A 26,295-nucleotide genomic window follows, 5' to 3' on the forward strand; every position below is an offset into this window, starting at 1 on the left:
GAGGTATGTATAATGACGAAATCAAAAAGAGAAAAAGAGCGTGCATGGACGGTAAGAAAGCAGGACCAGCACCCGCATGGTAAAGTGAAATCATTAAAAGAACTGTCCGGGGAAAAGGAATAAAATCTGGGCCCCCTAATCTGGGGGCCGCGAATGTGAAGAAATTCAAGGGCGCGCCATTTTAAAATGCAAGCTGAAAAGGGGAGAGGAAGGTGGAGAATGAAACTGATAAAATGCAGAATAAAAAAAGCAGCAAGAGAGCTGCTTTTTTTGGATCCGAAAGAATGCGCTTTCATTTTTTCTTTTATACTGCTGATTCTCTTACTACCTTATAATTTTTATGATTGACAACTGTTCTTTGATCTAATTCCAAATCACGGTAGTTATCCATGTACGTTAAATCTACAATAACAGAATTCTCATTTACTTTTTCTACAATCCCTTGTAATCCGTCACGAAACTCAATAATATTGCCAACCTCTGCTTTCTTCAAAAAGCATCTCTCCTTTTGTCCATTTCTTTCGCTGGTAATAACAGTTTGCACTATATTATGAAATGCGTAAAGAATTTTGCAATTCACTGCTGATTAGGTAATTTATTACAGCATTTGGTTGGTAATATTATACCAGATAAAATACTTTTGTACATTAAAATTATTTAATATTCAGAATAAATGATTGATGTACAGATATAATATTAGATACTTCAAAATTGACAGCACTTTAATTATGATAGAAAAAGAATAGAGTAAAAAGGAGTTCTGAGTAATGAATCATGAACAAATTATAGAAGTGCTCGATCAATTAAAAAATGGAATCATCTCAGAGTATCATGTGTCAAAAGAAGACTTTCTTCCTTTTCGCAGCATTATTGTGAAAAGGGAGGATTTTAAGCACTTCCGCGGAATCGCACAAAGAGGCGGCCATGTTATATATCGATATTTAGATTTACCCCGAAGCTAAAATAGAAATGGGGCTGAAATATAAAGCACATAGAAAAGACACTTGAAAATCTCAGGTGTCTTTCCTGTATGTCCTCATGAAAAGTTGAAAAGAAGGCATACCAATCTGGGTTTGAAAGCAATATTACTAATTTGAAGGGGCTGAACAAGTATGGGCAATTTTATAGGAAAAACGGTCATCATTACAGGAGGAGCCAGCGGAATTGGAAAGGGAATTGCCGAGACGTTCTCAGGGGAAGGGGCCAATGTGGTCATCGTTGACATAGATGAAATGAAGGGAAAAAAGTTAGAAGAAAGCTTGAACAAACAAGGCCAGACATGCATGTTTATTAGAGCAGATGTTAAGAATGAAGCAGAAATCAAGGGACTTTTAATAAAAACTTATGAATCATTTGGAGCAATTGATATTTTAATAAATAACGCTGGCATCTCAAAGTTTCATTCATTTTTTGAACTGACTGTGGAATTGTGGGATGAAGTAATCAATACGAATCTTCGCAGTGTCTTCCTGTGCAGCAGGGAAGCTGCCAAGTTGATGAAACAAGGATCCTGTATTATCAATCTATCTTCTACGAGAGCAGTAATGTCTGAAAGCAATACAGAGGCATACTCGGCTTCAAAAGGCGGAATTATGGCAATCACCCATGCTTTAGCCAGTACGCTTGCTGAAAAGGGAATCAGGGTTAATTGCATAAGTCCCGGCTGGATTGAAACAGGGGATTATGAAAGTCTCAGGGAGATTGATCATAATCAGCATTTTTCCAACAGAGTTGGAAAACCAGCGGACATTGCAAGAACCTGCCTATTTTTAGCTGATCCAGAAAATGACTTCATAACAGGAGAAAATATAACAGTAGATGGAGGCATGACAAGGAAAATGATTTATGAACAATATTAACTGTCTACTTTCTTAACAATACGATATTTAGCACCAAAACAGCACCAATGAAAATAAGGCAAAGCAGGATATTAATCATTATATCGCCTCCTGTCGTTAAAGACATTGTAAAACAGCCTCGTTAAATGGCATTGAGTTCTTTGTAAATTTACTGTGAAAAAATGATAAACAAGTTAGAAACAGGAACAAGCCCCTTGTTCTAAATGGTTCAAAAGGCTCATATCCTTTTAAAGCTTTAGTATAATTAGAGGGAGGGGCTCTAGTGGGAATTACTATGATTAAGATTTCGTCCGTTTACTTTGCAGTGGGAATTTTACTTGGGTATTATATGTCAAGTACTCATTCATACCTGTTAACACCTGTCCATGTCCATATAAATTTACTTGGATGGACATCCCTGACTCTTGCAGGAATCCTCTATTACTTGTTTCCTTCTCTTGCTGAAGGGAAGGCAGGGAAGTGGCATTTTTGGCTTCATAATATTGGGCTTCCAATCATGATGCTGTCACTGTCCCTGGTCCTGTTAACAGAGAATAATGCCTTTCTTCCAGGTACTGCTATTGGAGCTACTATTACTGCTGCGGGTATATTAATTTTCGTATGGAACATACTGAAAAATTTAAAAGCTGAATAGCTATGTAAATAGCGTATGGATTTAGTAATCCATGCGTTTTTCTTTTACTGGCAGCTGAATTATTAGATAATTGTAAAGATAGATATTATTTAGTAAAATTATACCAGTCAATCTAAATAGGATAGAGATCAGCATGGAAGTGAACAGGAGGGCAATAATGGGATATTTGGACAAGCTTAAAACTGAGATTGGGAAAGTAATTTCCGGGAAAGACTGCGAAATTGAATTGATGGCTATTTCATTATTATTCAATGGCCATATCTTGTTGGAAAGTGTTCCTGGAACTGGAAAAACAATGCTTGCCAAAGCATTTTCACGCACCATTAATGGGAATTTCTCGCGCATTCAATTTACACCGGATGTTTTGCCGAGTGATGTCACAGGGATCCGTTTCTTCAATCCGAAAAATCAGGAATTTGAATTCCATCCTGGGCCAATAATCGCGAATATTGTACTTGCTGATGAAATTAATCGTGCAGCACCAAGAACACAGTCAAGTCTTCTCGAAGTAATGGAGGAGCGTCAGGTCACCATTGACGGACACACAATTAGACTTGACTCACCTTTTATGGTTATAGCTACACAGAACCCGGCTGAATCTCAGCAGGGGACATTTCCGCTTCCAGTTGCTCAGCTTGACCGGTTTTTTATGAAACTTAAAATGGATTATCCGAGCAGGGAAGAGGAAAAGGCAATGCTTCAAATGTATCGAAGCGGTGCAGACCCTGCGGAAATCAATGCAATTTTAATCTCAGACCAAATCATTAAACTAAAAAAGGCTGCCGGAAAAGTTATTCTAAATGAGCCTGTCGAAGCTTACTTGCTGGATATTGTAAGGAAGACACGGGAACATGCGGATATTGAACTGGGGGTCAGTCCCAGAGGAATGCTTGCCTTAATGAGAGCTTCTCAAGGCAAAGCTCTAATGGAGGGAAGAGCCTATGTGATACCTAATGATATTAAAAATATGGTCCCGTATGTGCTTGGCCACAGAATTTTCCTTTCCACTGAAGCTTCCATGACAAAAAGCCCAGAGTCAGTTCTGAAAGATGTGCTGGAATCTGTGCCAGTTCCAGTAGAGTCAGGTGCTCTCTAAAATGGAGTGGAAAAAGTATCATGCTGAAGACGGATATTTGTCCCTTTCAAGTGTATTGGCCGTATTCTTATTAATAGCAAGCTTTTATTTGAAATCATGGGAAGTTTTTCTGGCATCCATTCTATTTCTGCTAATAATATTTGCCAATACATATTACATGAAGCTCCTCGGTGAAAAGCTGAGCCTGCGGAACCCGAAGGTTAGATATAAACTATTTGCCGGACAGGAAGCGAAATGGATTTTGGAATTTGAAAATAAAGGGCTTCCTATTTTAAAGGGTGAACTTAGGGTTTTATTTGGCGATAGTATTAGCCCGATGGATCAAAATCTGGAGCCCAGGCTGGGGAATTTTGAGCTTTCAATCCCTTTCTCATTGAATCATAATGAACGGAAAAAAATAACAATCCCCTTTTCTGCTATGAAAAGGGGAGTTTCAAAAATAAGAAAACTGGAATTATATATTCCTAATTTTATAGGGTTTGGCGAAACCATTCTTGAATACCGGGCACAATTGCTGCAGGATGCATTGGTTTATCCGAGTCGTCTGCCAGTTAAAAATACACTGCCACTCTTAACAGACCGCCCGGGCACTTTTCTTTCTGCCTATTCACTTTTTGACGAAAATTTATCGCCAGCAGGAACAAGGCAGTACGTTTCATCAGATAGTTTTAATCGGATCAATTGGAAGGCAAGTGCGAGGAAACAGTGTTTACAGACAAAGGTCTTTGATAAAGCTGCAGAAACAGGCTGGAATATTTCGCTAAATGTTTCAGCTGGACATTCGATATCTGCACAGCTGGAAGAATGCATCAGCAGTGCAGCGGAAATAGCCTTTATCTGTGTGAAAGAAAATATTCCTTTTTCCATATGTATAAATATTCGGACTGCCGGCAGCACCCCCTTTTATTATTTGCCTGCAGCATCTGGAAAAGATCATCTGCAAAAGGTGCTTGAAATGCTGGCTCTTGTAGATAATCATTCTTCTGTTTACCCTTATGAAAAAATGCTTTCATTTTATGAAAGACATTTGACTCATCAGCCTTTTTTCGTTCACGCAGGAGAATTGAAGCAGGCTGCTGTCAGCTCAATAAATAATATCAGCCGAAAAGGATCTTTCCTATTTGAACTGCATCTGCTTAATGAGGAAGCCGACTTGAGGCCGCTTCAAGTGAAAGCGAAGGAAGTGGCGGTACGATGAAAAAACTGTTTGAAGTGAGTTTTCTGCTTGGCATTGAAATCATTTTTGGAGCACTAATGTTATTCCCTTTTTATATGGCAAAAGAAGGGGCTGTTCCTCTCACTGAATATTTTGTATTTGTTTTTCCTGCAGGAATGGCATTTGTAGTTCTGCTCATCAGATTTAGAGAAAAAGGGAAGGTTCTTTTTTTTCTTGTTGAGCTTCCTTTATTATTTGTAATCGGAAATATTCTCTCTTTTTCCTGGTTTTTTATTGTGCTGATGAGCTTTTTTGTTTTTTGGAGAACTTATGTTCATTTCAATGAACATAATTACCGGCCAGAGGGCTGGTGGATTCTGCTTACGGTTTTCTCCGGTACTTTCCTGGTTATCTTTTCAGCCATGAAGGACGGTGCCTATACCGGAGAAATTGTGGGACTAATGATATTGGAACTGTTTTTTATCATCTCGGGAGGTTTTATTAAACGTATAATTGAATCGGATGCAAATGCAGGAGAAAAGAAAAGGTTTTTAATTCACTTCTTGTCACTGACTGCTGCAATTCTTGCAGTTGGCATAATAGTTTCCTTCGGTATGGGAACTCTCAAGTTCTTTTTCTTTGGTATCCTAAAATTAATTGCCTCAGCAGCTGCCTTGATTGCTTCACCGCTGTTTAATTGGGCAGAGGGACAGGACTGGGAAATTCATGTGAAGTTTTTATCTGAGAATGAAAACCGTGATAAAGATGAACGCTTCAAGGTACCTGCTGATTTGGGAGAAGGCGGGCAATTTTTTGATCCTGCAGTCTTAACATCTATCTTCTTTATAGGGGTAATCACTTCCCTGTTCATTTATATTTATAAAAAAAATATAAAGGTAAAAAGCGTAAGAAATGGAGCTGTATTTGCCTCTTATAATCAGCAGATTGAAGATAAAGGAACATTGCTGTCAAGGAGGTTTCAGCATATTGCCCCTGAAAATCAGATCCGGAAAGAGATTTTTCAGCTGGAAAGATATGCAGTAAACCTAGACCTGGGAAGAAAAGAATCCGAAAGCTTGCCAGAATGGCTTCAAAGGATAGGGCTCAAAGACCCCGGACAGATTGTAGATGCATATGAAACAGTCCGATACAGCAATAACGTGTCCACTCAAAGCGTTGAGAAATATAAATATGCAGTGGATCAAATGAAAAAAGAAATGAAAAGGATTCATAAAGACAATTTGAAAAAGAAACAGGCTAAGAAAAACGCTAAATAAACAATGTGTAAAGTCTTTTCTCATATGGGAAGGGCTTTTCTTTTTAAAATCAGAAAATACTTCTATCCTTCACTGAAGTAAAGTAATCATGCTGTTGCAGGTTTCAATCTTTCCATGCAAAATAAAAAATACCTGATTACTTAACGGTAAGCTGACATCATTTCACTCTTACGGCCCGCATATAATTGAACAATCAATCAAAAAGGCGGGATAATATCATGAAACTTGAAAACGAAAAAGCATACAGAGTGAAAGGCTTATCTCAAGACATTTTGGAGCATCTGATGGAAGACAATACATCTTATAATAGCGAAGACTTAAAACATGTTATAGAAATGCTGGCGCGTACTGTGTCGGATCTTGTCACAGTGTATACGGACCGGGAAGGCGATCATGACACGGTCCTGAAGGGGACCATATCAAAAATGCGAATCAGCTATAATGTCCTTCAATACAAAGAAATTTCAAAACTGGTTAGAAAACAAGATAAGTATCATCCACAGCCATAAATCAAAAGAAAAATTGCATCTGAAAAATTAAGTAGAAATCATTGGCAAATGAAAGCGTTTTACTGAAAAAAGTGTGAACAAACGTGAAAAATTAAGGGTTTTTCATTGTCTAAATGAATGTGAAATGCTATTCTTTTGTCTGAGATGTAAGTTGTCCGATGACTTAATTGCAGCCAGGTAATATTTCCTGATTCTATGGAAGTTTTCAAAGTGCAGAGAAGCTTTAAGACGAAGTGATCTTATTAATTTTTTCTCAGCCTTTTTGAACAACTATATACATGAATAATAGGGTGTTGGAAAAAATATAAAAGCATATAGGAAGAAATATCCCGGCATTATACTGTTTCATCCTGCTGCTGATTTTGCCGAATAAATTCCAGTTCCCGTCTTTAAGTTCGTGAGGCAACGCCTTGCACATCTTAATACAATCATTAATAAGAAGGAGATTGATCCCATATGGTTCAAAAACAATTTAAAGTAATTGCAGAAACAGGAATTCACGCTCGTCCAGCTACAATGCTTGTACAAGCTGCCAGCAAATTTGACTCAGAAATTCACCTTGAGTACAAGGAAAAGAAAGTAAACCTAAAATCAATCATGGGTGTTATGTCTTTAGGTGTTGGACAAGGTGCAGATATTACAATTATTGCTGAAGGAAGCGATGAACAGGATGCACTTAACAGCCTTGAAGAAACACTGAAAAAAGAAGGTTTGGCTGAATAATGAGCTTTTTAAATGGAATTGCGGCGTCAAGCGGTATTGCAATAGCGAAAGCTTACCGTTTGGTTGAGCCGGATCTCTCTTTTGATAGAAAGACTGTAGAAAATGCTGAACAGGAAGTGGAGCGCTTTCAGTCAGCATTAGCTGAATCTAAAGGTGAATTGGAAGTCATCCGCGATAATGCCCATAAAGAGCTTGGGGCTGATAAAGCTGCTATTTTCGATGCTCATCTTCTTGTATTAAGTGATCCGGAATTAATTTCGCCAATTGAAGATAAAATTAAAACAGATAAAGTAAATGCTGAATCTGCATTAAAAGAGACAGCAGATATGTTCATTACAATGTTCGAACAAATGGACAATGAATACATGAAAGAGCGTGCGGCGGATATTCGTGACGTAACTAAACGCGTACTTTCTCATTTGCTTGGGGTGCAAATTGCAAATCCCAGCATGATTGCAGAAGAAGTAATCATTATTGCTGAAGACTTGACCCCCTCTGATACTGCTCAGCTAAACCGTCAGTTTGTAAAAGGGTTTACAACTGACATCGGAGGCAGAACATCTCATTCTGCCATTATGGCCCGTTCCATGGAAATTCCAGCAGTAGTGGGAACAAAGGAATCTACAAAGCAAATTAAAAATGGCGACCTGGTTATCGTGGATGGATTAAAAGGTCTGGTACATATTAATCCGACTCCAGAGGCTGTAGCCGAATATAAAGAAGAACACCGCAAATTCGAGGATCAAAAAGCTGAGTGGGCTAAACTTGTCAACGAAAAATCAGTTACTGCTGATGGCCATCATGTTGAATTGGCTGCCAATATCGGCACTCCAAAGGATCTGAAGGGTGTAGTTGAAAATGGCGGAGAAGGCATTGGCCTATATCGCACGGAATTTTTATATATGGGAAGAGACCAGCTTCCAACAGAAGAGGAGCAGTTTGAATCCTACAAGGCTGTCCTTGAAGGAATGAGCGGAAAACCGGTTGTTGTCCGCACGCTTGATATTGGCGGGGATAAAGAGCTTCCTTATCTGAATCTTCCAAAGGAAATGAACCCATTCCTTGGCTTCCGGGCGATTCGCCTATGTCTGGAAGAACAGGAAATGTTCAGGACACAATTAAGGGCTTTGTTAAGAGCAAGCACTTATGGAAAACTGAAAATCATGTTCCCTATGATAGCAACTCTTGATGAATTCCGTCAGGGCAAAGCAATCCTTGAAGAAGAAAAACAAAAGCTTGTGAGCGAAGGCTCAAAGGTTGCCGACAATATTGAAATTGGAATTATGGTTGAAATACCATCAACGGCTGTTATGGCTGAGCAATTTGCTAAAGAAGTTGATTTCTTCAGCGTAGGCACAAACGATTTAATTCAGTACACAATGGCTGCAGACCGAATGAATGAGCGTGTTTCTTATCTTTACCAGCCTTATAATCCTGCAATTTTGCGTTTAGTTAAAATGGTTATTGATGCAGCACACAAGGAAGGAAAGTGGGCAGGCATGTGCGGTGAAATGGCTGGGGATGAAACGGCAATTCCATTGCTGCTGGGATTAGGACTTGACGAGTTCTCCATGAGCGCTACGTCAATTCTTAAAGCTCGTTCTCAAATCAGTCACCTAAACAAGAAAGACATGGAAGCACTGGCTGAAAAAGCGCTTCATATGAATACAGCAGAAGAAGTAGTTCAAGCTGTAAAAGAAGCAGCCAAACTGTAATCAAATTGAAACATTTAATAAGTTTTAAATATAATTTCCCGGGTAAATAAGAATTAAGCACTTAGGTTAGACTTAAGTAAGCTGATCATTCTCATTTTCCCCCCTTTTAAGCCGGCCTATGATGGCCGGTTTATTTTTTATCCTTCTTCAGGCAATATTGCCATTCAGCCTTAAGGATGACAGAAATCACATCTTATGATTGTTATCCGGAATCTGAAACTCTCCTATAATGAAGCTACAGAATAAAAAGGAGAGATGGAAAATGGTTTCCATGATAATCAGCTTTCTCTTTCATGATCGATATAAATGCATTAAAGAAAAGCAGAAAAACGAGTTATATGAAAAACAGAGTCCATTTTTAAGCCGTGTCCTCCACTAAAGAAGGAAGCCTGGAAAGGGCTTCTTTTATATTTTGTACGCTTATTTTCGAAGGTAACGTTGTAATTGGGGTTTATTGTAAGGCGAGAAAGGAAAAGGTAATGAAAAAGGAGGAATTCTTCATGAATAAAAAGATCATTAGCCTAATACTTACCGCCATATTGACCCTGTCCCTGTCAGGCTGCATGCAGGGTGCCACGGACTCCATCGTCAATAGGCATGCTGAAGCATTGCTGACTAAAAACAATGAGCTGCAGTTCCGGTTTAAAATTAATGATAAAATCCTTTCAGAAGAAGAACTATACAAAGTAAAGGTTTCCATACATAATGAAAAACTGGCCGCTGCGCTGGGTACGGATGAGTTTGTTTATGGGGAGGACACAATAATCGATGGGGAGTATATAGAAGTCAATAATGAAAAGGGAAATTACATTTTTATGAATCCCATTCCTCTTACGCAGGACCTGCATGTTTTCGAAATAGAAGAAATGATCGTGAATGAAGATGCAGTATCTGTAGAAATCTTAAATGAGGATGAAGTGATTGCCAGAGCATTCTTAAATAATTTTTCATCACAGCTTTAAAAAGAATCAATGTAATGACCGGTGGTTTTGTTTTTATCTAACTTGGGTAAAAGTAATTACGCGCATAAAATTGGGGATGGACCAGGTATTTGCCTGGTCTTTTGTCTTTATTGGGACATCTAATATTTTTAATCTAAGAAAAGTAATGGTAAAATTATTATAAAAAATTCAGATATTTCAAGGGAGTGGGTACGTTGATTTCACCTGAAAATACAGTTATCGGTTTTGTGGGAACAGGGGTTATGGGCAGGAGCATGGCGGGACATCTGTTGAAAGCAGGTTATCCATTAGTTGTTTATACAAGAACCAAAGAAAAAGCTTCTGGACTAATAGAGAATGGGGCAGAGTGGGCTGAGACGCCGATGGATGTTGCAAAGAAAGCAAATGTCATTATTACGATTGTTGGGTATCCGGCAGATGTAGAGGAAGTGTATCTTGGAGAAAATGGCATTATCACAAATGGCAGAGAAAATACATATGTAATTGACATGACCACATCGACACCTACATTGGCCAAAAGGATATATGAAGAAGCAGTCAAAAAAGGCATCCATGCAATAGATGCCCCTGTTTCAGGAGGAGATATCGGTGCCAGGGATGCAAAGCTTTCAATAATGGCCGGAGGAGACAGGGACGCATTTCTGTCTGTAGAGCCAATTTTCAATCTTCTCGGAACAAATATCGTCTATCAAGGAAAAGCAGGAGCCGGACAACATACGAAAATGTGTAATCAAATCGCGATTGCATCAAATATGATAGGGGTGTGTGAAGCGGTAGTGTATGCAGAAAAAGCAGGTTTGGACCCAAGGACGGTGCTTCAAAGCATCTCATCTGGTGCAGCAGGCAGCTGGTCACTATCCAATCTTGCACCGAGAATCATTGATGGAAACTTTGAACCAGGCTTTTATATCAAACATTTCATTAAGGACATGAATATCGCCTTGGATGAAGCAGAGGCAATGGGCATGATGACTCCAGGGCTTGCTCTTGCAAAAAAAATGTATGCCGAGCTTTCTGAATTAGGGGAAGAAAACAGCGGTACACACGCTTTATATAAATATTGGAAAAAGTAATTAGCACCTGTAAATGTATAAAGCCTCTTTCTTCACTTCAAACTAATAATGAAAGTGAAAAGGGGGTTAGACAGGTGGCTAAAAGAAATAAGAAAAATGATCCTCAGCAGAAGAACAAAAAAGGTTTCGATTCCGCTGTTATTGATTCTGAATTCTCCCACGAATTTGGAAGTGCTGACACGAATAAAATTCATAAAGATAAAGCCAAAAAGGAAAAAGCATCAAAAAACAACGGGCAATATCAGGGGCAGTAATAGTGAAAAAGGCAGGCAGAGGTCTTGCCTTTTTGCTTTTTTCGGATTTGAATAAGAAGCATTGAATATGAATAAAAGCGCCATTCCTCCAAAAAGGAAACTGGCGCTTTCGACAGAGTGAATCTTGTTACATTTTAATACCTTCAAGATACTTTTCGATCCGGTCAAGCCCTTCTTGTAATGTGTCCATGGAATAAGCAAAGGATATTCGGAAATAACCTTCTCCATATGAGGAGAAAGCACTGCCAGGAACTACTGCGACTCCTGCATTTTCAACAAGAGAAAGGGCAAATTCAAAGGAGTTCATTGAAACATCTGGTATTTTTATAAAAAAATAAAATGCGCCATCAGGTTTGACTACATCCAGGTTCATCTGTACTAAACGTTCATATACATAATCACGGCGTTTGGCATATTCATGCCTCATTGGCAGGGCGTCATTAATTCCTGTTGTAAGCGCATCAAGAGCTGCCATTTGGGAGACAGAAGCTGCGCATGTCACATTATACTGATGCACCTTCAAGATATGTTTTGCCAGGTTTTCAGGCGCGAATAAAAGACCAATGCGCCAGCCTGTCATTGAATGGGATTTAGAAAGTCCATTAATTACTATAGTTTGCTCCCGTAAAAGGGAAGCGATTGAGTGGTGCGTTTGATCATAGATCAGTTCGCTGTATATTTCATCAGCAAGGATAAAGATATCTTTGCCTTTAACAAGAGCAGCAATTTCCTCAAGTTCTTCCAAACTCAGACTGACACCTGTCGGATTCGATGGATATGGAAGAACAATGCACCTTGTTTTATCACTCATATGTTCTGCAATTAAATCTGCAGTAAATCTAAACTTGTTTCTGGAAATATCAGTATGAACCGGAACGGAACCGCAAAGCTTTATAATTGGCTCATAACCGGGATAAACTGGACCAGGCAGGATTACTTCCGATCCCTCATCCAGAATAGTACGGAATGCAATATCGATAGCTTCACTTGCCCCTGATGTCACAATGACTTCTAATTCAGGGTTATATGTAAGGTTGTATTTTGTTTTTACAAAAGAAGCTGCAGCTTGCCGCAATCGAATATCGCCCGCATTGTGTGTATAAGAGGTAAAGTTCTCATCAATTGCCTGTTTAGCTGATTCTTTAACATGTAATGGCGTCGGGAAGTCAGGCTGTCCAATTGTAAGAGAAATCATGCCTTTGGTGCCGGCAACCATATTGAAAAACTTTCTGATTCCAGAAATTTCAATGTCCTTCACCCTCTGATTGATTAAATGTTCCAATGTATTCACCTCGCATAATTCTAATGTTTATTCTATCACTTTGATGCGGAGGCAAACAGTAAAAAGTAAAACAGGCCCTGTATTCTATTCAGGGCCAGCAAAAATAAAATTAATATCCGTAATCCCAATCGACTTCGTCTTCATGCCATAATACCGGGGATACAGCACCAAAATCGATTACTTTATTTTCTATATGGCATCGGCAATGGTTGTCGCCGCATTGATCTTTCATTTCCTCAAACACAGAATGCTCCACATCTTCCAGGATCGTAACTTTATGTTCATCATGGTAAAGGATTGCTGTACCTTTCATGCCTGATCGCACCTCTTTTTTAATTTAGGTAAAACTGACTTTCAGCTTTACAAACTTATTTTATGACTTTGGAAAAATAGTGTCTACACTGTAATAAGACTGTTCACAAAAAAGTCAAGATGAAAACGTTTTAGTGAGATATTTGCATAAAAATAAATGAGTGTAAAATTTTTCAAATAGTTGAATATAATTCATTTAGAGATTAACATTAGTAGATAGTGGAAACTACAACATTTTTAGTTTGTTAGTTTTCCAGCTAACTATTTAAAGGAGGTTATAAAGTGGAGACATCTTTAGAAAAGCAGCCTTATGAAAGCACAAAAGAATATGGCGGGTTCTGGCTCCGATTTGCGGCCTATTTAATCGATTCTATTATTGTTGGAATTCCGCTTACGATTCTAAGCATTGTTATCTTTATGATTTTCTTTGGCACTTCTGACGCATTTAATACGATGATAAGCGACCCAACTTATATGGAAACAGAAATGACCGATGAAGAAGCTTTTGCATTCATGGGATCTTATTTTGGCGCACTTGGAGTAACCTTTCTTGTCAATCTTATCGTTGCTGTTGCCTATTTTGCAGGCCTGCATGCATCCAAATGGCAGGGAACTGTGGGCAAAAAGCTGCTGGGACTAAAAGTGACTGACTTAAATGGTAACCGTATTTCTTTCTGGAGGGCGCTTGGCAGATATATGGCCATGGCCATCCTGTCTGGAATTTTCCTTATAGGGTATATCATTGCTGCCTTTACAGAGAAAAAACAGGCATTGCATGATTTAATCGCAGGCACTGTCGTATTAAAAAAATAATTCTTAAAAAACCTGAAGGGCAACTCAGTTGCCCTTCAGGTTTTTTTTGTGGGACTGCAATAAAAAGGATTTATTAACTGCATACAGAATATATTTTTAGGAAGGGAGGATGAAAATGAAGAAGCAAGATATTATTACTCATTATGAAGCTTTTTCTGCATGGCTTGAGTCGCTAAGAGATCTTGACCAGGAAAGTTGGCTAAAGCCTGTCTCGGCTGGAAAATGGCCGGTTGCGGCAGTAGTTGCCCATCTGTTATTTTGGGATAGATATTCTCTTGATGAGCGTTTCCCATTTTTTAAAGAGGGTGCAGTACTGGTGAGCTATCCTGATTTTCAAAGTGTGAATGATGCTGCAGGAGAATACGCTAAAAAGCATGCACAACTAGAGATTATTGAAGAACTTTTATCAGTTCGGAGACAATTTCTTCAGATGCTGGAAGGCATGTCAGAAGAAAAACTGGATACTGCATTTAAAATTGGCAGCACTAGCTTAACTATGCGCGATTATTTTGCCGATTTTATTGAACATGACATTCACCATAAAAAGCAAATAATGCAGGTATCCGGCATCAGTGTTTAACACCGGCTGACAGTTTCACTTTTAAGAACTGTAATTTAGAATGATATAACGTCATGCAGTAAAACAGGCAGAGACTCCTGATCCGATGATGCACCCATTAAAACAAAGTGCCAAAGAAAGAATTCAACATCAATTCGGCTATTCGGGAAGATTCTGCCTGTTCATTAAATTCCCCCCTGTTTTTGCCTTCACCAATAACATAAGTAGATTAATAGCTTTGAATATTCTTTTTGTTCCTTCCTTTTCACTTTTCCTCACCTTAAATTAATTTCTGGCATTAATTGTTATTTGAATATTAATTATTTTTTCAATAAACTGGATTTAATAAAATTTGGTAAAATAAAAGGGTTTTACAGATAGGTCTTGAATAAGGAATAAGGTGTTTTTTACCTGAAGGAGCTGATGGCATGGAAATAGAAAAAACGGAGCTGCAGAAACAGGGGAAATTCAATTCCTGGCGGCTGTATATGACACTGCCCATTGTATCATGGGCACTTTACGATTTTGCGAATACTATTTTTTCCTCAAATATCAATACCATCTTCTTTCCTTTTTACCTGCAGGAAGTAATTGGAGAGAATGAAGTTTTAAATCAGATAGCGAGTACCTTTATTTCTTATTCTAATGCGCTGGCAAGTTTTTTTCTTGTCCTGTTCTCTCCATTGTTTGGAGTTATGATAGACAGGACAGGAAGAAAAAAGAAGTATATTGTAATCTTTACGCTTATTACTGTAATGGCGACCATTTTAATGGGGGTTTTTGCTTCAAGTCAGATTAGCGGGAAAATATTTGGGCTTCCTGTTTATCTTGCGCTCGTTATTATATGTTTTATTATTGCAAAGTTTTTTTTTCATTCCAGTCTGGTTTTTTACGATGCAATGATTTCCGATCTGGGAACAAAGCAGGATATACCTCTGATTTCAGGTTTTGGAGTGGCAGTTGGCTATATCGGAACCCTGGTAGGCCTGACAGTTTATTTATTTGTAGGAGATGACGGTTTTCACGAATCTTTTATACCCACTGCTATTTTATTTCTGGTGTTTTCTTTGCCGCTGTTTTTCTTTGTAAAAGATAAGCCTAACAAGGCAAAAGAAAAACAAAAATTTTTATCAGGCTATAAGGAAATTTGGCAGACTTTTAAAGATATGAAACATTACAAGGCGATTTTCACATTCATGATTGCCTATTTTTTCTTAAATGATGCAATTGCTACAACGATTGCCATGATGGCCATTTACGCAAAAACGATTGTCGGCTTTTCAACTGGCCAATTTATTTTGTTATATCTTGCTTCAACGGTGTCCAGTATAATTGGTTCTTTTGTATTTGGCTATATTACCAAGGCGAAAGGGCCCAACAAAGCGGTTAAGTACGTTGGGATCCTTCTTCTTGTTGCTCTGGCAATTGCTGTTGGCGCTGTCAATGAAACTATGTTCTGGATTGCGGGCAGCATGTTTGGCGTCGCTCTGGGGTCCATGTGGGTTACCACAAGAACTTATATTGTGGAATTGACTCCAGAAGATAAAAGAGGGCAGTTTTTTGGTTTGTTTGCATTTTCAGGGAAAGTATCTTCCATAATTGGACCCGTTATTTATGGAAGCATAACTTTGATCTTTGCCAGCTATGGAAACCTGGCAAGCAGACTTGCTTTAGGTTCATTGATGATTTTAACGATAATTGGTCTGTTTATTCATTCAAAAATTAAGGACGACAGCATTCCTGAATAGGTTTCCATCTGTATTGCATTTAAAAAGCAAGCCGCCAAAGGCTTGCTTTTTGCTGTTTTTGCAAAGCAGTTGACTTCCTGTTGGTGAAATAAGGACTTTTTTCATAATAAGCTGAAATTTTCATATGAAATTTTATCCATTCATGGTATATTAATAGAGAAAAAGATTCACGATTTATATAAGCTGCTGTCTTGCTGCTCTTAAAACAAGCGTCATACAAACTGGAGCCGCGACTTAGATATAAGCATATGAAAAAGGAAGGGCGAAAAAAGTGGAACAGAAAAAAGGCATTTTACTGGAAAGCGGAACGAATGAATTGGAGATTGTTGAATTTTCAATAGGAAGGAATAAATTGGGGATTAATGTTATTAAAGTGAAGGAAATTATTAATCCTGTACCAGTCATTCCTGTCCCGCATTCTCATCGAAATATTGAAGGGATCATTGAACTGAGGGGAGAGGTTCTTCCTGTAGTTGATGTAGCATCATCATTAAATATGGCACCTTCAGAAAGTCCTCAGCAGGATAAATTTATTGTGACAGAGTTTAATCAGCAGAAAATTGTATTCCACGTTCATAGTGTTTCGAAAATTCACCGCATTTCCTGGAACCAAATTGAAAAGCCTTCTGAATTGTATCAGGGCCAGGAAAGCCAGATTATCGGCATCATAAAGCTAGAAGATGAAATGGTGCTGCTGCTTGATTTTGAAAAAATGGTCACTGAGATCAATCCGGCTTCAGGGATTAGCATCCAGAAGGTGCAGAAACTTGGAAAGCGTGAGAGGTCCGACAAGAAGCTGCTTATCGCAGAAGACTCGCCACTCCTAAGAAAGCTTTTGAATGATACATTGAATGAAGCTGGATTTTCACAAATTGAATTCTTTGAAAATGGATACGATGCTTATGAATATTTGCATTCTTTAGCCGAGTCGGGGAGCGATATAACTAAGGAAGTGCAGCTCATGATCACTGATATCGAAATGCCGCAAATGGACGGGCATCACCTTACTAAAAAAGTTAAAGAACATCCTGTGCTGACAAATATTCCAGTTATTATTTTTTCTTCATTGATTACCGAGGATCTTCGCCATAAAGGCCAAATGGTTGGAGCCAATGCGCAGGTAAGCAAGCCTGAAATTGCAGAATTGGTGCTTTTGATAGATCAGCATGCATTATAGGACCATAACAAAGAAAAAGCTGGAATTTCCATTCCAGCTTTTTCTTGTTAGTAAGAAAGAATAACTTTGAACTTTGATAACTGTCTAGCTCCAGCGCCTACCCCCTCGAGGTGTCGGGGGTGAGCACCTAGGATAAGCTTCTTTGGATGTTCTTCCCAGGAACAAACGGTTTTGGCTTGTTCCTAAGGCGCTTGCGCTTTTCTTGATTAAAAGTAACTTTCTCCTAATTTCTTAAATACAGGTTTTTCATAGCGGTGCTTTTTTGCGTTTGGCTTGCTATTAAGCTCTTTTAACCCTGTATATGTCATAAGCAATTTTTTCGCCGCATTAAGAGATAAAGACGATTTTGGATTTCTTACGAAGGAATCGAGTTTACCCAAATGGGGAAGCACTGAAAAATCCTCTTTAGATGGCGGAAGGTGGAAAGAATAATTCCCGCACTTTACAAGAACATCTGACTGCTGCTGGCTGTTTTTTGGATTGCCGGAATAGTGAAGGCCTGCTTTTTGGGCTTTTCCTTCTTTAATTAACTTTTGAAGTGCATCGTGCTTTAATTTATACAAAAATTTAGGGTTTGGTGCTGTCTTTGCATGGCGGTTAACGGTGAAGATGGCTTGAGAGAGGTTTTCAACCGTTGGTTGCAGATGGGGATATTGTTTCTTATCAGAATTCAATTTCCAATCTCCTTTCAAGTTATAAAGGGGTATAAAAATATTATACCCTTTTTAGCCTATAAAACCAACTTAGTATAGGGCTTTTCTTACAAAAGCTTATCCATCCAGCTGCTTTCCGCTTATGGGTTGGAAGGTTCCTGATTTTTTACATATAACCATCAGCATAGTTACACCTAATAATGTTGTTGCCAACCCTGCACCAATCATAACAAAAGATGCGCCCAGCTGTTTTGCAAGAAGAGCTCCTGCCGCTGGTGCAATAAGCATGGAAAAAGTCTGGAGGGACATGGCGGCAGCCGAAACTCTGCCCATCATTTTCTTTGGTGTTTCAGATTGGAGAACATACCCGTAAGGAACAGATTCTCCTGCACCTAAAAGACCCAATAGACATGCGCCGATTATCCAGACAAGTGGAGGGAAATTAAGAAAACCTAAGCCGCCAAGACCAACAGCTACAATAAAAGTGCCGCTTAATATGGCCGAAGAACTCATTAAATGGACTGGTTTTTGGTTCCACCCTGTCCACTGGCCCAGCAAAAGTGAGCCGGCCACACTGCCTGCTCCCACTGCACTGATCAGCAATCCGAAATTTCCCTCATTAAAACCAATCTGTTTTGCAATAAAAATAAATAACCCATCATAAAGAAAAATGATGAAAAATGCTGCAGAAGAAAGGATAATTGAAATCCTTAAAAGGGGAGTATAGAAAATATGTTTTATTCCCTCGGAAAATTCTTTCCAAAAACTCGATTTGACAGTATAATCTTCAGCTATCCTTTTATCTGATTCCTCAGAAGATTTTAAGCTGGGAAGAAAAATCAGGAAAATAATGGATATTACAAATCCTGCTGCTTCAAATAGAAAAGGGCTTTTTGGTCCGAAAACTGCTATAATCCCCCCTCCTAAAGCCGGCCCGGCAATTTTCATGGTATTGACTGACAGCTGGCTTAGAGTTACAGCTTCAGGCAGCATGCTGTCAGGTACAATCATCCTGATCGCGCTCTGTCTTGCCGGGTCGTAAAGGGCTGATACGGTTCCCTTTAAAAACACAAATAATAGCAGAATGTATAGGTTGGGAGCGTAAAACAAGCCTGCGACAAAGGCAATTCTTAAAAAGAGGCAAACGATCATAACAGCTTTTTTCGGCAATCTGTCTACAAACACACTCGCAAATGGGCCGATTATGACCCAGGGAAGACCGAGAACAATGATGACAGAAGCAATGGCCGTTTCATCAAGCCCCCAGTGATAAGCGACAATAACCTGTAATGCAATAAAATCGAGCCAGTTACCCAAATCGGAAAATAGCTGGGCACCAAAAAGAGAGCGAAAGGATTTCAGCTTGAGTGGTTTAAAAATACCGGGTTTCATTGGCCATTCCCCTTTTCCATGCCTAAGGCCATCCTTCGCCTGTTTAACAGCTTTTCTGTATTGCTGTTAGGATCCTGGCCAACTGGCAGATTATTATTTTGCAGCACTTCAATTGATTCCTCGATCCATTTCATTTCTGTTTCGAGCTTCATTTCTGCATATCGAATCGACAGGCTGCCAAGCTTGCTGACATAGGAGTACCCATTTCGCGGCCATTCCTGTACAAAGTTTAGTATATCTGAGGCTTCTTCTTTTCTTTTTAATAAATGGCTAATTAACACTTCATTATCCATATCTTCATGCCAGGTTGACATTTTCATTAGCAATTCATCTTTAATAACTGGAAAAGAGGGAGGAGTCTTTAGCCAGTTCTCAAATTCTTTCCAGCCTTTTGCCGTGAGCTCATACATCTTTTTCTTTCTACCTTCTTCTTCCTGCTCGATTGCATAGATAAATCCTTCTTCCTCCAGCTTTTTTAATTTCGGGTAAATGCTCCCATAGCTCATTCCCCAATAAAGGCCAGCAGCTTTGTGTTCAAATTCAGATTTAATATTATATCCTGTGCTGGGCCAAAAGCTTAGGACAGCAAGAATGGTATGTTCTATAGACAATAATAAAACTCCTTTCAATGTATCAATTTGATATATCAATATGATATGTTGTGCTTAAAAAAAAATCAATAAAAAAATAAAAACTTTCGCAATTTTTCAGCGAAAGTTTTGTTGAAAGGACGATTGTAAGCAGCATTTATGGCTGTATCCGTACCCTGGTGCCATTTGGCACTATGCGTGACAATTCGAGCACATCCTGGTTATACATGCGTATACAGCCTTTGGAAACAGATTGGCCAATTGAGGAAGGGTTATTGGTTCCGTGAATTCCATAGCCGGCTTTTGACAGGGAAAGCCACATGACCCCATATGGTCCGCCGGGATTGGGTTCTCTGTTCACAATAACAAACTCTCCAACTGGAGTCTGTGTTAGCATTTTTCCGACGGCGATGGGATACACTTTTTGAACGGTACTGTTATTTAGAAGCGTTAAGATTCTTTTGCCTTTTGAAACAATGATGGTATAAGGAATGGAATCAGGTTCCGGCAGCCCTGGTATTACTATTTGCTGGCCGGGATAGATCAGGCCTGGATTTACAATGGAAGGGTTTGCCGCGAGAAGCTCACGTAAAGGGCGGCGGTAATTTTTTGCGATTACAGACATTGTCTCACCAGGTTTTACTATATGGTAAATAACAATCACCTCTTTCTGAAAGGTCTATTCAAATATATGTCTGCAAAAGTGAACTTGTAACTAATTGGATAAAATGTGCCCCCAATGCAGCAAAAAAGGGAAAGCTGCAAAGAATTGCTTTCCCTCTACTTTCCGCTGTTTGATTGTAAGGTAAATACCGTCAGTTCAGGTTTGGATAAAAACCGGAAGGGGAGCCGGGTTGTACCAAGCCCTCTGTTTACATAAAGAGTTAAAGGGCTTTGGCTGCCGATTTCATAGAAGCCTTCATAATATCTTTCAGCATGCGGCGGTTTAACTAATGCTCCAATGAACGGCAGTTTTATTTGTCCTCCATGACTATGGCCGCTCAACTGCAGATTGATGCTGAAAGCTGAAGCTGCATCTGCTAAATCCGGTGCATGGGATAATAAAATATTATAGGTAGAATCGTCCAAACTTCCGCTGGCAAGCTTTATGTCTGGTCTGCCGAGCATGGCATCGTCAATGCCGATGATCTGGATGCTGCTTCCGGAGAACTCGATTTTGCGATTTTCATTCAGCAAAAGAGTAAACCCGGCTTCTTCCATAATAGATTTATAAATATCAGAACCATAGCCCCCGTGATCATGGTTTCCATAAATAGCAAACCTTCCAAGCGGCGCCTGAATTCTTTTCAGGAGGGGCGCAATTTGGTTCGCCTCTATATATTTGTTGGGTTCATCCATCAGGTCACCTGTAAAAAAGACAATATCAGGCTTCAAGCTGTTTATCTTTTCAATCAATTTTTCAAGCTGTTTCAGGTCATAATGAAATCCTAGATGGGTATCGCTGAATTGGATGATCTTTTTATTATTGAACGCTTGTGGAATAGCGTTGTCAGAAATTTCGTAGTTTGTGATTTCCAAGAGCCGCGGCTCAATATCCCGTGCATAATAATAGCCGCCTGCACTAATACCAAAAACAGCAGCAAAAAAGCCGAGAACTCTTTTAAAAAAAGATCTTCTGGAAACTTTTTCCGGCATATAGCATACCAACCTATCTATTGAAATTTTTTTCTGAAGTATTGGGCATGAGAAAAACAACTGTCTTCTCATTGCAGTATCTTTAATACTATCAAACTATCCTATTAAAAAGAAGAATTAACTATGCCTTTTTCTTATCCTTCATTTTCCTTAGAAATATTAATTTATTTGTAAATAAAAATTCGAAAATTCTATATTTAATGGTAAAATGTAAATGAATGATCATTCATTTTTGAGAGGGGAATTAGAATGAAGAATAAAACTGTCATTGTTACTGGCGGTTCCAGCGGCATGGGAAAATATATGGCAAAGAGGTTTGCTGAAGCTGGAGCGAATGTGGTGATAACAGGAAGGAATCTGGAACGCCTCGAGACAGCAAAAGCCGAAATTCAAACATTCCAGGGACAAGTGTTGACAATTCAAATGGATGTCCGTGAAATTGAACATGTTAAACATATGCTCAATGAAACAATTAGTGTATTTGGACAAGTTGATTTCCTTGTTAATAATGCAGCGGGAAATTTTATATGTCCTGCAGAGCAGCTGAGTGCAAATGGATGGAATTCTGTTATTAATATTGTCTTGAATGGAACCTTTTATTGTTCGAGTGAAGTCGGTAAATACTGGATTGAAAAAGGAATTAAGGGAAGTATCATTAACATGGTGGCTACATATGCATGGGATGCTGGAGCGGGTGTTATACACTCGGCAGCAGCAAAAGCAGGTGTATTATCCATGACAAGAACTCTGGCTGTAGAATGGGGAAGAAAATACGGAATTAGAGTGAATGCAATAGCCCCAGGTCCGATAGAAAGGACAGGAGGGGCTGACAGGCTTTGGGAATCAGAAGATGCTGCAAACAGGACACTCCAAAGTGTGCCCCTAGGCAGGCTCGGGAAGCCGGAGGAAATCGCAGAATTGGCATTTTTCCTTTTTTCAGAGCATGCAGGTTATATTAATGGGGAGTGCATCACGATGGATGGAGGACAGTGGCTGAATCAATTTCCATTTTGATGTTAATAAATACCGGCTGAATTATTTTCAGCCGGTTGACATTATCTATTGATAACTTACTGCTCTGGATTGTAATGCTTTCCATGATGAGATGAATTGTTCTTTAGAAACCTTCACCTGTTTTTTCCCTGAGAGGGGATCGTTAAGAATAACAAACTGTTCATCATAGCCTACTAATACGACTGCATGAAGATCTAATGGAGTTTTAATGGTTTTGCCGGAGTGAGTCCAGGATTCCCAGCGGTCAGGAAGCCTATAATCTCCTGTTGTCCAGACCACAGCAGGGTATCCTTTGGATACATGCATTAGAACCGCTTCAAAATTTTGGCCGGATAAATTAACGGCTCTTCCGGGAAGGTATCTATTCACTAATTCTTCAATTGGTTTATCAAAAACAGCGTAGCCTGCACTTGTTCCGGTCATATCTCCTACAAATCCTTCTGCTGGATTACCCCATTTCAATATATCACCTTTTGAACGTATCAGCGGATCAATATCTTTCTTTACTGCATTATACAAATCCATTTTTCCCACTTGCACACCTGCATGCCGCAGTACCATTGCCAGGCTGGTTACTTCGCATCCATACTTCAATTCGGGGTTTTGCCTAATTAGTGGAACATCAATGATTACAGAGTCTTTTTTAACAGCCGCAGGTGTTTTCGAAGACGGGGCTGTTACTTTCTGCTGTACCTTCTTTGCCTGGACTGGTATTTGTGCATCCAGCTCTTTTGATGCTATGTCAGGTCTTTGGAAAGAACCGGATGGTTCAGAATGGCCGCAGCCAAGCAAAGGAATAAGAAAGGATATAAATAGGAAATTCCTCATGAAATACCCTCTTTCTTTGATGTCCTGATATTAGCTTGTGAGAGAAGGCACGGCAATATGATGCAAAGCTTTTGCCAACCAATGATGTTTTATCAAAAAGTGGAATCTATATTTTGAATAGTAAAAGTTTTAAGCGAATATGGTATAATAACTCATTAATATACATAGGGAGGCTAGGACATGGATGCATTGGATATACTTACAGATTTGGAAAATGTATTTCCTTATTTTCAGCCAATATTCAGTGCAGATGAGCATCGTGTCATTGGTTATGAGGTTTTAGGCCGATATAGAGGATCTGATGGAGTTGCCAGTCTGGGGCCATTTTTTCAGGATGAGAATATTCCTGAAGAATATCGGATTGAAGTAGATTATGAAGTATTAAAAAAGGCTTTGGATAAGGCCCGGGACCTGGATAAAGATATCTTGCTTTTTATCAACAGGGATGCTGACTTGCTTATGTACAATGATGGGGAACAATTTTTAGATACCCTTAAAGAATATGCAAAAAAAGGAATAGGCCTTGACAGGATTGTTTTGGAAATTACAGAACGGAATTATAAGGGAGATATTGACCATCTGGACCATCTATTGAATTATTATAGGACATATGGAATCAAATTAGCCATAGATAAACTTGGCAATGAAAGCAGTCATCTCGATAGGATTGGGCAATTGGCTCCCGACATTTTAAAGGTGGATCTGGAGTCCATGAAATCAAATGCTTCTGCTTATAATTTTAATGATATCCTCTATTCTTTATCCATGCTTGCCAGGAAAATAGGAGCAAGCATGCTATTTGAAAATATTGAAATGGTTTACCAGCTTCAGTATGCCTGGAAAAATGGAGGCCGTTACTATCAAGGTTATTATTTGCAAAAACCGGCTGAAGATTTCACTGATAGAGATATTTTAAAGGAAAAATTACGAAGTGAATGCCATCGGTTTATTGTGCATGAAAAGAAAAAATTAGAGTCCTTGTATCAGGTTACCCTTGATTTCAACGAAAAGATGATTGATTTTGCAAATAAAAATAAAAAGGTATTTGTATATGAAGAAACATTGGAGCAGATTGCGGTTCTTCTGGATGGTGCAGCGTTTCGCCTGTATATTTGTGATGAAGATGGATTCCAGAAATCTGCGAATTACTTCAAACGGGATGGGGGATGGATAACCCAGGAAGAATATCTTCACAAAAACTGGAGCTGGCGGCCATATTTTCTTGAAAATATAATGAAAATGCGAATAAATAAAAAAGGAATCCTTTCTGATTTGTATACCGATATTGAGACAGGTGAAACGATCAGGACGTTTTCCTTCCCGCTTAATACCAATGATTACTTATTTGTGGATTTATCGTACGAATTTCTATACAACCATGATGGATTATTATAAGCATGAAATTTTAGAAGTATAAACAATCTTGATTTGAGGAAATGTAAGTGTAGAACTTTCCTTGAGGAGAGATTAGACATGAGCATGTACACAATGATCATATTAGTAATCGGTTTGGGGATTCTCGGTTACGCCCTGGCTTACACCCTTTTTGCTGCAAAAGAACGAAAGGCTGTAAAAGGGGATATTGACGCAGAACTGCCTGATAATGTTCAAAAGCATGCATATATCAGAAATCCAATCTTTCTGACATATGCGATTTGCTTTGGAATTCTTCTTGTTATGATCACTTATTTTGCACTTACATGGAATTGGTAATGACCCTGCTTAAGCAGGGTCATTTTTTTATAGAAATGAATACATGCTGCTGATTAACAATTTTTACATCTGTTTTTATATATGCTTTTCCGCTTTTTGCGTTAATTCTTTGTCAATACGGGTAGATTCATAACAAGAAAAGAATTTTTATGTCAAAATATAAGTGAATTTCGGGTACGAAAACCGGCAACAGCAGAGTTGTTTGCTGGTAAAATGGATGGTACACAAATAGTGAACGATAAAGAAAGGGAGAGTGGAATGTACAAGCACTTAACAGGAATTATTATAACAATTGCAGTCATGGCAGCAGCGATTCCTTCCCATACAAATGCAGAGAGCCTTAACAATAAACAAGAGGTATACAAATTTTTGCAAAATGCATTTCATATACAGGTTTCACTGAGCGAGGAAGAGCGAAGTATGAAGGAAGTCGATGAATTGCTTGAACCATATTTTTCTGAAGAACCAAAAGCTGAATTTCTGAATGAAAATCTTGTTTCAGAGAATGGCAAGTATTTTACCCTTGGATCTGATGCTGCTGCATATTACATTCCGTTCTTTACGTATTCAGTTAATACAAAAGCAGTTAAAGAAGGAAACAAAATTTATGTGTTTGAATACTTTAAAGAAAATCATGACGGCCCAGTCGCATATGAAGGTCACTATGAGGGACTTTTGCTTGCGGAACAAGAAGGGGAATTTAAAGTCGCCAAATTCCTGGGTGAAAATATACCTGAGAAAATTTTAAAGAAAGCCGAGAGTAATGAAGAAGCAGCAATACAAAGCTCATTTAAAACTCCTGAAAATTGGATTAACAAATCGTCATATCAATTTGGATTCCTGCTGAATCCATTCAACGCTTTGTTTCGTTCAGGAAGTATGCTTTTAACAGATGATAAACAAGGTATATTAGCTTTATTTGAACAACAGGAATTAAACGGGCAGCTGGCATCCAATTAAATGATAGGAGCTTAAAAGCTTAGCTTTTAAGCTCCTATTTTTATGGCAGTCTAACGGGCAGTTAGATCTCCGCTAATTGAAGATTCACTTCAAATCTAATGCAGATTGGAGTTTTTCCAGGTCAAATCCCCTAATGACAGTGTCCCCGATGACAATTGTCGGTGTAGAAAAGGAATTATATTGCCTGGTCAGCTCCTTGTGGGCTGTTGCATCTTTTTTTATGTCTTTTATTGTATAAGTATATCCATTTTCATTCAAAAACAACTTTATTATCTCACAGGGCGGACAATCCGGCTGTGTATATAGAACAATTTCTTTCAAAGTGCTTCCCCCTGAGTTT

31 protein-coding genes are annotated in these 26,295 nt (G+C 38.8%); 21 read left to right on the forward strand and 10 right to left on the reverse strand.

Going from position 1 to position 26,295, the window contains the following annotated elements; translation table 11 throughout:
* Nucleotides 1–12 precede the first annotated feature (12 nt).
* Nucleotides 13–123, forward strand: a complete 111-nt coding sequence (locus tag ACXAD1_RS06670; protein ID WP_019381647.1) for a DUF6254 family protein — start codon at nt 13–15, stop codon at nt 121–123.
* A 181-nt stretch (nt 124–304) separates the two neighbouring features.
* Here ACXAD1_RS06670 and ACXAD1_RS06675 read toward each other — a convergent pair whose 3' ends face one another.
* Nucleotides 305–493, reverse strand: a complete 189-nt coding sequence (locus tag ACXAD1_RS06675) for a YkvS family protein (protein WP_009331029.1) — start codon at nt 491–493, stop codon at nt 305–307.
* A 274-nt stretch (nt 494–767) separates the two neighbouring features.
* On the opposite strand from ACXAD1_RS06675, the gene ACXAD1_RS06680 reads away from it, so the two are divergent.
* From ACXAD1_RS06680 to ACXAD1_RS06735, 12 genes are all read left to right on the forward strand, one after another.
* The gene (locus tag ACXAD1_RS06680; RefSeq protein WP_206835858.1) at nt 768–962 is read left to right on the forward strand and encodes a hypothetical protein; all 195 of its coding nucleotides are present in this window, start codon (nt 768–770) and stop codon (nt 960–962) included.
* Nucleotides 963–1,112: 150 nt separating this feature from the next.
* Nucleotides 1,113–1,859, forward strand: a complete 747-nt coding sequence (locus tag ACXAD1_RS06685; protein ID WP_370222128.1) for an SDR family oxidoreductase — start codon at nt 1,113–1,115, stop codon at nt 1,857–1,859.
* Nucleotides 1,860–2,121: 262 nt separating this feature from the next.
* Nucleotides 2,122–2,493, forward strand: a complete 372-nt coding sequence (locus ACXAD1_RS06690; protein WP_474909699.1) for a cbb3-type cytochrome c oxidase subunit I — start codon at nt 2,122–2,124, stop codon at nt 2,491–2,493.
* A 157-nt stretch (nt 2,494–2,650) separates the two neighbouring features.
* The gene (locus ACXAD1_RS06695; protein WP_206835867.1) at nt 2,651–3,589 is read left to right on the forward strand and encodes an AAA family ATPase; all 939 of its coding nucleotides are present in this window, start codon (nt 2,651–2,653) and stop codon (nt 3,587–3,589) included.
* A 1-nt stretch (nt 3,590) separates the two neighbouring features.
* Nucleotides 3,591–4,787: a DUF58 domain-containing protein gene (locus ACXAD1_RS06700; RefSeq protein WP_474909700.1), complete on the forward strand. Its 1,197-nt coding sequence runs from the start codon at nt 3,591–3,593 to the stop codon at nt 4,785–4,787.
* Nucleotides 4,784–6,022 carry a hypothetical protein gene (locus ACXAD1_RS06705; protein ID WP_474909701.1) on the forward strand — a complete coding sequence of 413 codons (1,239 nt, stop codon included), beginning with the start codon at nt 4,784–4,786 and terminating at the stop codon, nt 6,020–6,022. Before ACXAD1_RS06700 ends, ACXAD1_RS06705 begins: the two co-directional genes overlap by 4 nt.
* Nucleotides 6,023–6,240: 218 nt before the next feature.
* Nucleotides 6,241–6,531: a hypothetical protein gene (locus ACXAD1_RS06710; protein WP_474909702.1), complete on the forward strand. Its 291-nt coding sequence runs from the start codon at nt 6,241–6,243 to the stop codon at nt 6,529–6,531.
* A 456-nt stretch (nt 6,532–6,987) separates the two neighbouring features.
* Nucleotides 6,988–7,254 carry a phosphocarrier protein HPr gene (locus ACXAD1_RS06715; RefSeq protein WP_009331020.1) on the forward strand — a complete coding sequence of 89 codons (267 nt, stop codon included), beginning with the start codon at nt 6,988–6,990 and terminating at the stop codon, nt 7,252–7,254.
* Entirely contained in the window at nt 7,254–8,969 is a 1,716-nt protein-coding gene (ptsP, locus tag ACXAD1_RS06720) for a phosphoenolpyruvate--protein phosphotransferase (protein WP_474909703.1), read from the forward strand. Before ACXAD1_RS06715 ends, ptsP begins: the two co-directional genes overlap by 1 nt.
* A gap of 500 nt (nt 8,970–9,469) precedes the next feature.
* Nucleotides 9,470–9,931: a hypothetical protein gene (locus ACXAD1_RS06725; protein ID WP_206835889.1), complete on the forward strand. Its 462-nt coding sequence runs from the start codon at nt 9,470–9,472 to the stop codon at nt 9,929–9,931.
* Nucleotides 9,932–10,125: 194 nt separating this feature from the next.
* Nucleotides 10,126–11,004 carry an NAD(P)-dependent oxidoreductase gene (locus ACXAD1_RS06730; protein WP_474909704.1) on the forward strand — a complete coding sequence of 293 codons (879 nt, stop codon included), beginning with the start codon at nt 10,126–10,128 and terminating at the stop codon, nt 11,002–11,004.
* A 74-nt stretch (nt 11,005–11,078) separates the two neighbouring features.
* Nucleotides 11,079–11,258, forward strand: a complete 180-nt coding sequence (locus ACXAD1_RS06735; RefSeq protein WP_206835896.1) for a hypothetical protein — start codon at nt 11,079–11,081, stop codon at nt 11,256–11,258.
* Between the two features lie 127 nt (nt 11,259–11,385).
* On the opposite strand, the gene ACXAD1_RS06740 is transcribed toward ACXAD1_RS06735, so the two are convergent.
* Complete coding sequence (locus ACXAD1_RS06740; RefSeq protein WP_474909705.1) at nt 11,386–12,540, reverse strand: aminotransferase A; 1,155 nt, start codon at nt 12,538–12,540, stop codon at nt 11,386–11,388.
* 109 nt (nt 12,541–12,649) lie between these two features.
* On the reverse strand, nt 12,650–12,853 hold the full coding sequence (locus tag ACXAD1_RS06745; RefSeq protein ID WP_206835901.1) for a hypothetical protein: 204 nt from the start codon (nt 12,851–12,853) through the stop codon (nt 12,650–12,652).
* A 281-nt stretch (nt 12,854–13,134) separates the two neighbouring features.
* Between ACXAD1_RS06745 and ACXAD1_RS06750 the strand changes: the two genes are divergently transcribed.
* From ACXAD1_RS06750 to ACXAD1_RS06765, 4 genes are all read left to right on the forward strand, one after another.
* Nucleotides 13,135–13,665 carry an RDD family protein gene (locus tag ACXAD1_RS06750; protein ID WP_370222138.1) on the forward strand — a complete coding sequence of 177 codons (531 nt, stop codon included), beginning with the start codon at nt 13,135–13,137 and terminating at the stop codon, nt 13,663–13,665.
* Nucleotides 13,666–13,780: 115 nt separating this feature from the next.
* Entirely contained in the window at nt 13,781–14,245 is a 465-nt protein-coding gene (locus tag ACXAD1_RS06755) for a DinB family protein (protein WP_474909706.1), read from the forward strand.
* Nucleotides 14,246–14,652: 407 nt separating this feature from the next.
* The gene (locus ACXAD1_RS06760) at nt 14,653–15,972 is read left to right on the forward strand and encodes an MFS transporter (RefSeq protein WP_206835911.1); all 1,320 of its coding nucleotides are present in this window, start codon (nt 14,653–14,655) and stop codon (nt 15,970–15,972) included.
* 271 nt (nt 15,973–16,243) lie between these two features.
* Nucleotides 16,244–17,149, forward strand: coding sequence for a chemotaxis protein (locus ACXAD1_RS06765; RefSeq protein WP_474909707.1), 906 nt, complete (start codon nt 16,244–16,246; stop codon nt 17,147–17,149).
* Nucleotides 17,150–17,355: 206 nt separating this feature from the next.
* On the opposite strand, the gene ACXAD1_RS06770 is transcribed toward ACXAD1_RS06765, so the two are convergent.
* The 5 genes from ACXAD1_RS06770 to ACXAD1_RS06790 all read right to left on the reverse strand — a co-directional run bounded on the left by ACXAD1_RS06770 (nt 17,356) and on the right by ACXAD1_RS06790 (nt 21,440).
* Nucleotides 17,356–17,823, reverse strand: coding sequence for a YkyB family protein (locus ACXAD1_RS06770; RefSeq protein ID WP_206835917.1), 468 nt, complete (start codon nt 17,821–17,823; stop codon nt 17,356–17,358).
* Between the two features lie 96 nt (nt 17,824–17,919).
* Nucleotides 17,920–19,194 carry an MFS transporter gene (locus ACXAD1_RS06775; RefSeq protein ID WP_206835920.1) on the reverse strand — a complete coding sequence of 425 codons (1,275 nt, stop codon included), beginning with the start codon at nt 19,192–19,194 and terminating at the stop codon, nt 17,920–17,922.
* A complete protein-coding gene (locus tag ACXAD1_RS06780) occupies nt 19,191–19,805 on the reverse strand; it encodes a helix-turn-helix transcriptional regulator (RefSeq protein WP_474909708.1) in 615 nt (204 codons plus the stop codon). The genes ACXAD1_RS06775 and ACXAD1_RS06780 overlap by 4 nt, the downstream gene beginning before the upstream one ends.
* A 136-nt stretch (nt 19,806–19,941) precedes the next feature.
* Nucleotides 19,942–20,409, reverse strand: a complete 468-nt coding sequence (locus tag ACXAD1_RS06785) for a L,D-transpeptidase family protein (protein WP_211202419.1) — start codon at nt 20,407–20,409, stop codon at nt 19,942–19,944.
* Nucleotides 20,410–20,564: 155 nt separating this feature from the next.
* Complete coding sequence (locus ACXAD1_RS06790; protein WP_206835926.1) at nt 20,565–21,440, reverse strand: metallophosphoesterase; 876 nt, start codon at nt 21,438–21,440, stop codon at nt 20,565–20,567.
* A 249-nt stretch (nt 21,441–21,689) separates the two neighbouring features.
* Here ACXAD1_RS06790 and fadH point away from each other — a divergent pair, with 249 nt between their 5' ends.
* A complete protein-coding gene (fadH, locus tag ACXAD1_RS06795; RefSeq protein ID WP_206835929.1) occupies nt 21,690–22,454 on the forward strand; it encodes a 2,4-dienoyl-CoA reductase in 765 nt (254 codons plus the stop codon).
* Nucleotides 22,455–22,499: 45 nt separating this feature from the next.
* On the opposite strand, the gene ACXAD1_RS06800 is transcribed toward fadH, so the two are convergent.
* Nucleotides 22,500–23,282, reverse strand: a complete 783-nt coding sequence (locus tag ACXAD1_RS06800; protein WP_474909709.1) for a C39 family peptidase — start codon at nt 23,280–23,282, stop codon at nt 22,500–22,502.
* Between the two features lie 180 nt (nt 23,283–23,462).
* On the opposite strand from ACXAD1_RS06800, the gene ACXAD1_RS06805 reads away from it, so the two are divergent.
* The 3 genes from ACXAD1_RS06805 to ACXAD1_RS06815 all read left to right on the forward strand — a co-directional run bounded on the left by ACXAD1_RS06805 (nt 23,463) and on the right by ACXAD1_RS06815 (nt 25,955).
* Complete coding sequence (locus ACXAD1_RS06805) at nt 23,463–24,677, forward strand: EAL domain-containing protein (RefSeq protein WP_474909710.1); 1,215 nt, start codon at nt 23,463–23,465, stop codon at nt 24,675–24,677.
* Nucleotides 24,678–24,755: 78 nt separating this feature from the next.
* Nucleotides 24,756–24,995, forward strand: a complete 240-nt coding sequence (locus tag ACXAD1_RS06810) for a hypothetical protein (protein WP_206835938.1) — start codon at nt 24,756–24,758, stop codon at nt 24,993–24,995.
* Between the two features lie 258 nt (nt 24,996–25,253).
* Nucleotides 25,254–25,955 (forward strand): DUF3993 domain-containing protein, encoded by a 702-nt coding sequence (locus tag ACXAD1_RS06815; protein ID WP_206835941.1) that lies wholly within the window; start codon nt 25,254–25,256, stop codon nt 25,953–25,955.
* An 84-nt stretch (nt 25,956–26,039) separates the two neighbouring features.
* Here ACXAD1_RS06815 and ACXAD1_RS06820 read toward each other — a convergent pair whose 3' ends face one another.
* Entirely contained in the window at nt 26,040–26,276 is a 237-nt protein-coding gene (locus ACXAD1_RS06820) for a glutaredoxin domain-containing protein (RefSeq protein WP_206835944.1), read from the reverse strand.
* Between the last annotated feature and the right edge of the window lie 19 nt (nt 26,277–26,295).

This window comes from Cytobacillus sp. ABV4_503 (assembly GCF_056158445.1).

Excerpts from the sequence above, each read along its gene's own strand:
- ACXAD1_RS06685 (WP_370222128.1), top strand. The coding sequence starts at position 1,113 with ATGGGCAATTTTATAGGAAAAACGGTCATCATTACAGGAGGAGCCAGC.
- ACXAD1_RS06760 (WP_206835911.1), top strand. The coding sequence starts at position 14,653 with ATGGAAATAGAAAAAACGGAGCTGCAGAAACAGGGGAAATTCAATTCC.
- ACXAD1_RS06695 (WP_206835867.1), top strand. The coding sequence starts at position 2,651 with ATGGGATATTTGGACAAGCTTAAAACTGAGATTGGGAAAGTAATTTCC.
- ACXAD1_RS06815 (WP_206835941.1), top strand. The coding sequence starts at position 25,254 with ATGTACAAGCACTTAACAGGAATTATTATAACAATTGCAGTCATGGCA.
- ACXAD1_RS06715 (WP_009331020.1), top strand. The coding sequence starts at position 6,988 with ATGGTTCAAAAACAATTTAAAGTAATTGCAGAAACAGGAATTCACGCT.
- ACXAD1_RS06775 (WP_206835920.1), bottom strand. The coding sequence starts at position 19,194 with ATGAAACCCGGTATTTTTAAACCACTCAAGCTGAAATCCTTTCGCTCT.
- ACXAD1_RS06710 (WP_474909702.1), top strand. The coding sequence starts at position 6,241 with ATGAAACTTGAAAACGAAAAAGCATACAGAGTGAAAGGCTTATCTCAA.
- ACXAD1_RS06790 (WP_206835926.1), bottom strand. The coding sequence starts at position 21,440 with ATGCCGGAAAAAGTTTCCAGAAGATCTTTTTTTAAAAGAGTTCTCGGC.
- ACXAD1_RS06805 (WP_474909710.1), top strand. The coding sequence starts at position 23,463 with ATGGATGCATTGGATATACTTACAGATTTGGAAAATGTATTTCCTTAT.
- ACXAD1_RS06680 (WP_206835858.1), top strand. The coding sequence starts at position 768 with ATGAATCATGAACAAATTATAGAAGTGCTCGATCAATTAAAAAATGGA.
- ACXAD1_RS06755 (WP_474909706.1), top strand. The coding sequence starts at position 13,781 with ATGAAGAAGCAAGATATTATTACTCATTATGAAGCTTTTTCTGCATGG.
- fadH (WP_206835929.1), top strand. The coding sequence starts at position 21,690 with ATGAAGAATAAAACTGTCATTGTTACTGGCGGTTCCAGCGGCATGGGA.
- ACXAD1_RS06705 (WP_474909701.1), top strand. The coding sequence starts at position 4,784 with ATGAAAAAACTGTTTGAAGTGAGTTTTCTGCTTGGCATTGAAATCATT.
- ptsP (WP_474909703.1), top strand. The coding sequence starts at position 7,254 with ATGAGCTTTTTAAATGGAATTGCGGCGTCAAGCGGTATTGCAATAGCG.
- ACXAD1_RS06700 (WP_474909700.1), top strand. The coding sequence starts at position 3,591 with ATGGAGTGGAAAAAGTATCATGCTGAAGACGGATATTTGTCCCTTTCA.
- ACXAD1_RS06810 (WP_206835938.1), top strand. The coding sequence starts at position 24,756 with ATGAGCATGTACACAATGATCATATTAGTAATCGGTTTGGGGATTCTC.
- ACXAD1_RS06745 (WP_206835901.1), bottom strand. The coding sequence starts at position 12,853 with ATGAAAGGTACAGCAATCCTTTACCATGATGAACATAAAGTTACGATC.
- ACXAD1_RS06800 (WP_474909709.1), bottom strand. The coding sequence starts at position 23,282 with ATGAGGAATTTCCTATTTATATCCTTTCTTATTCCTTTGCTTGGCTGC.
- ACXAD1_RS06725 (WP_206835889.1), top strand. The coding sequence starts at position 9,470 with ATGAATAAAAAGATCATTAGCCTAATACTTACCGCCATATTGACCCTG.
- ACXAD1_RS06670 (WP_019381647.1), top strand. The coding sequence starts at position 13 with ATGACGAAATCAAAAAGAGAAAAAGAGCGTGCATGGACGGTAAGAAAG.
- ACXAD1_RS06785 (WP_211202419.1), bottom strand. The coding sequence starts at position 20,409 with ATGTCTGTAATCGCAAAAAATTACCGCCGCCCTTTACGTGAGCTTCTC.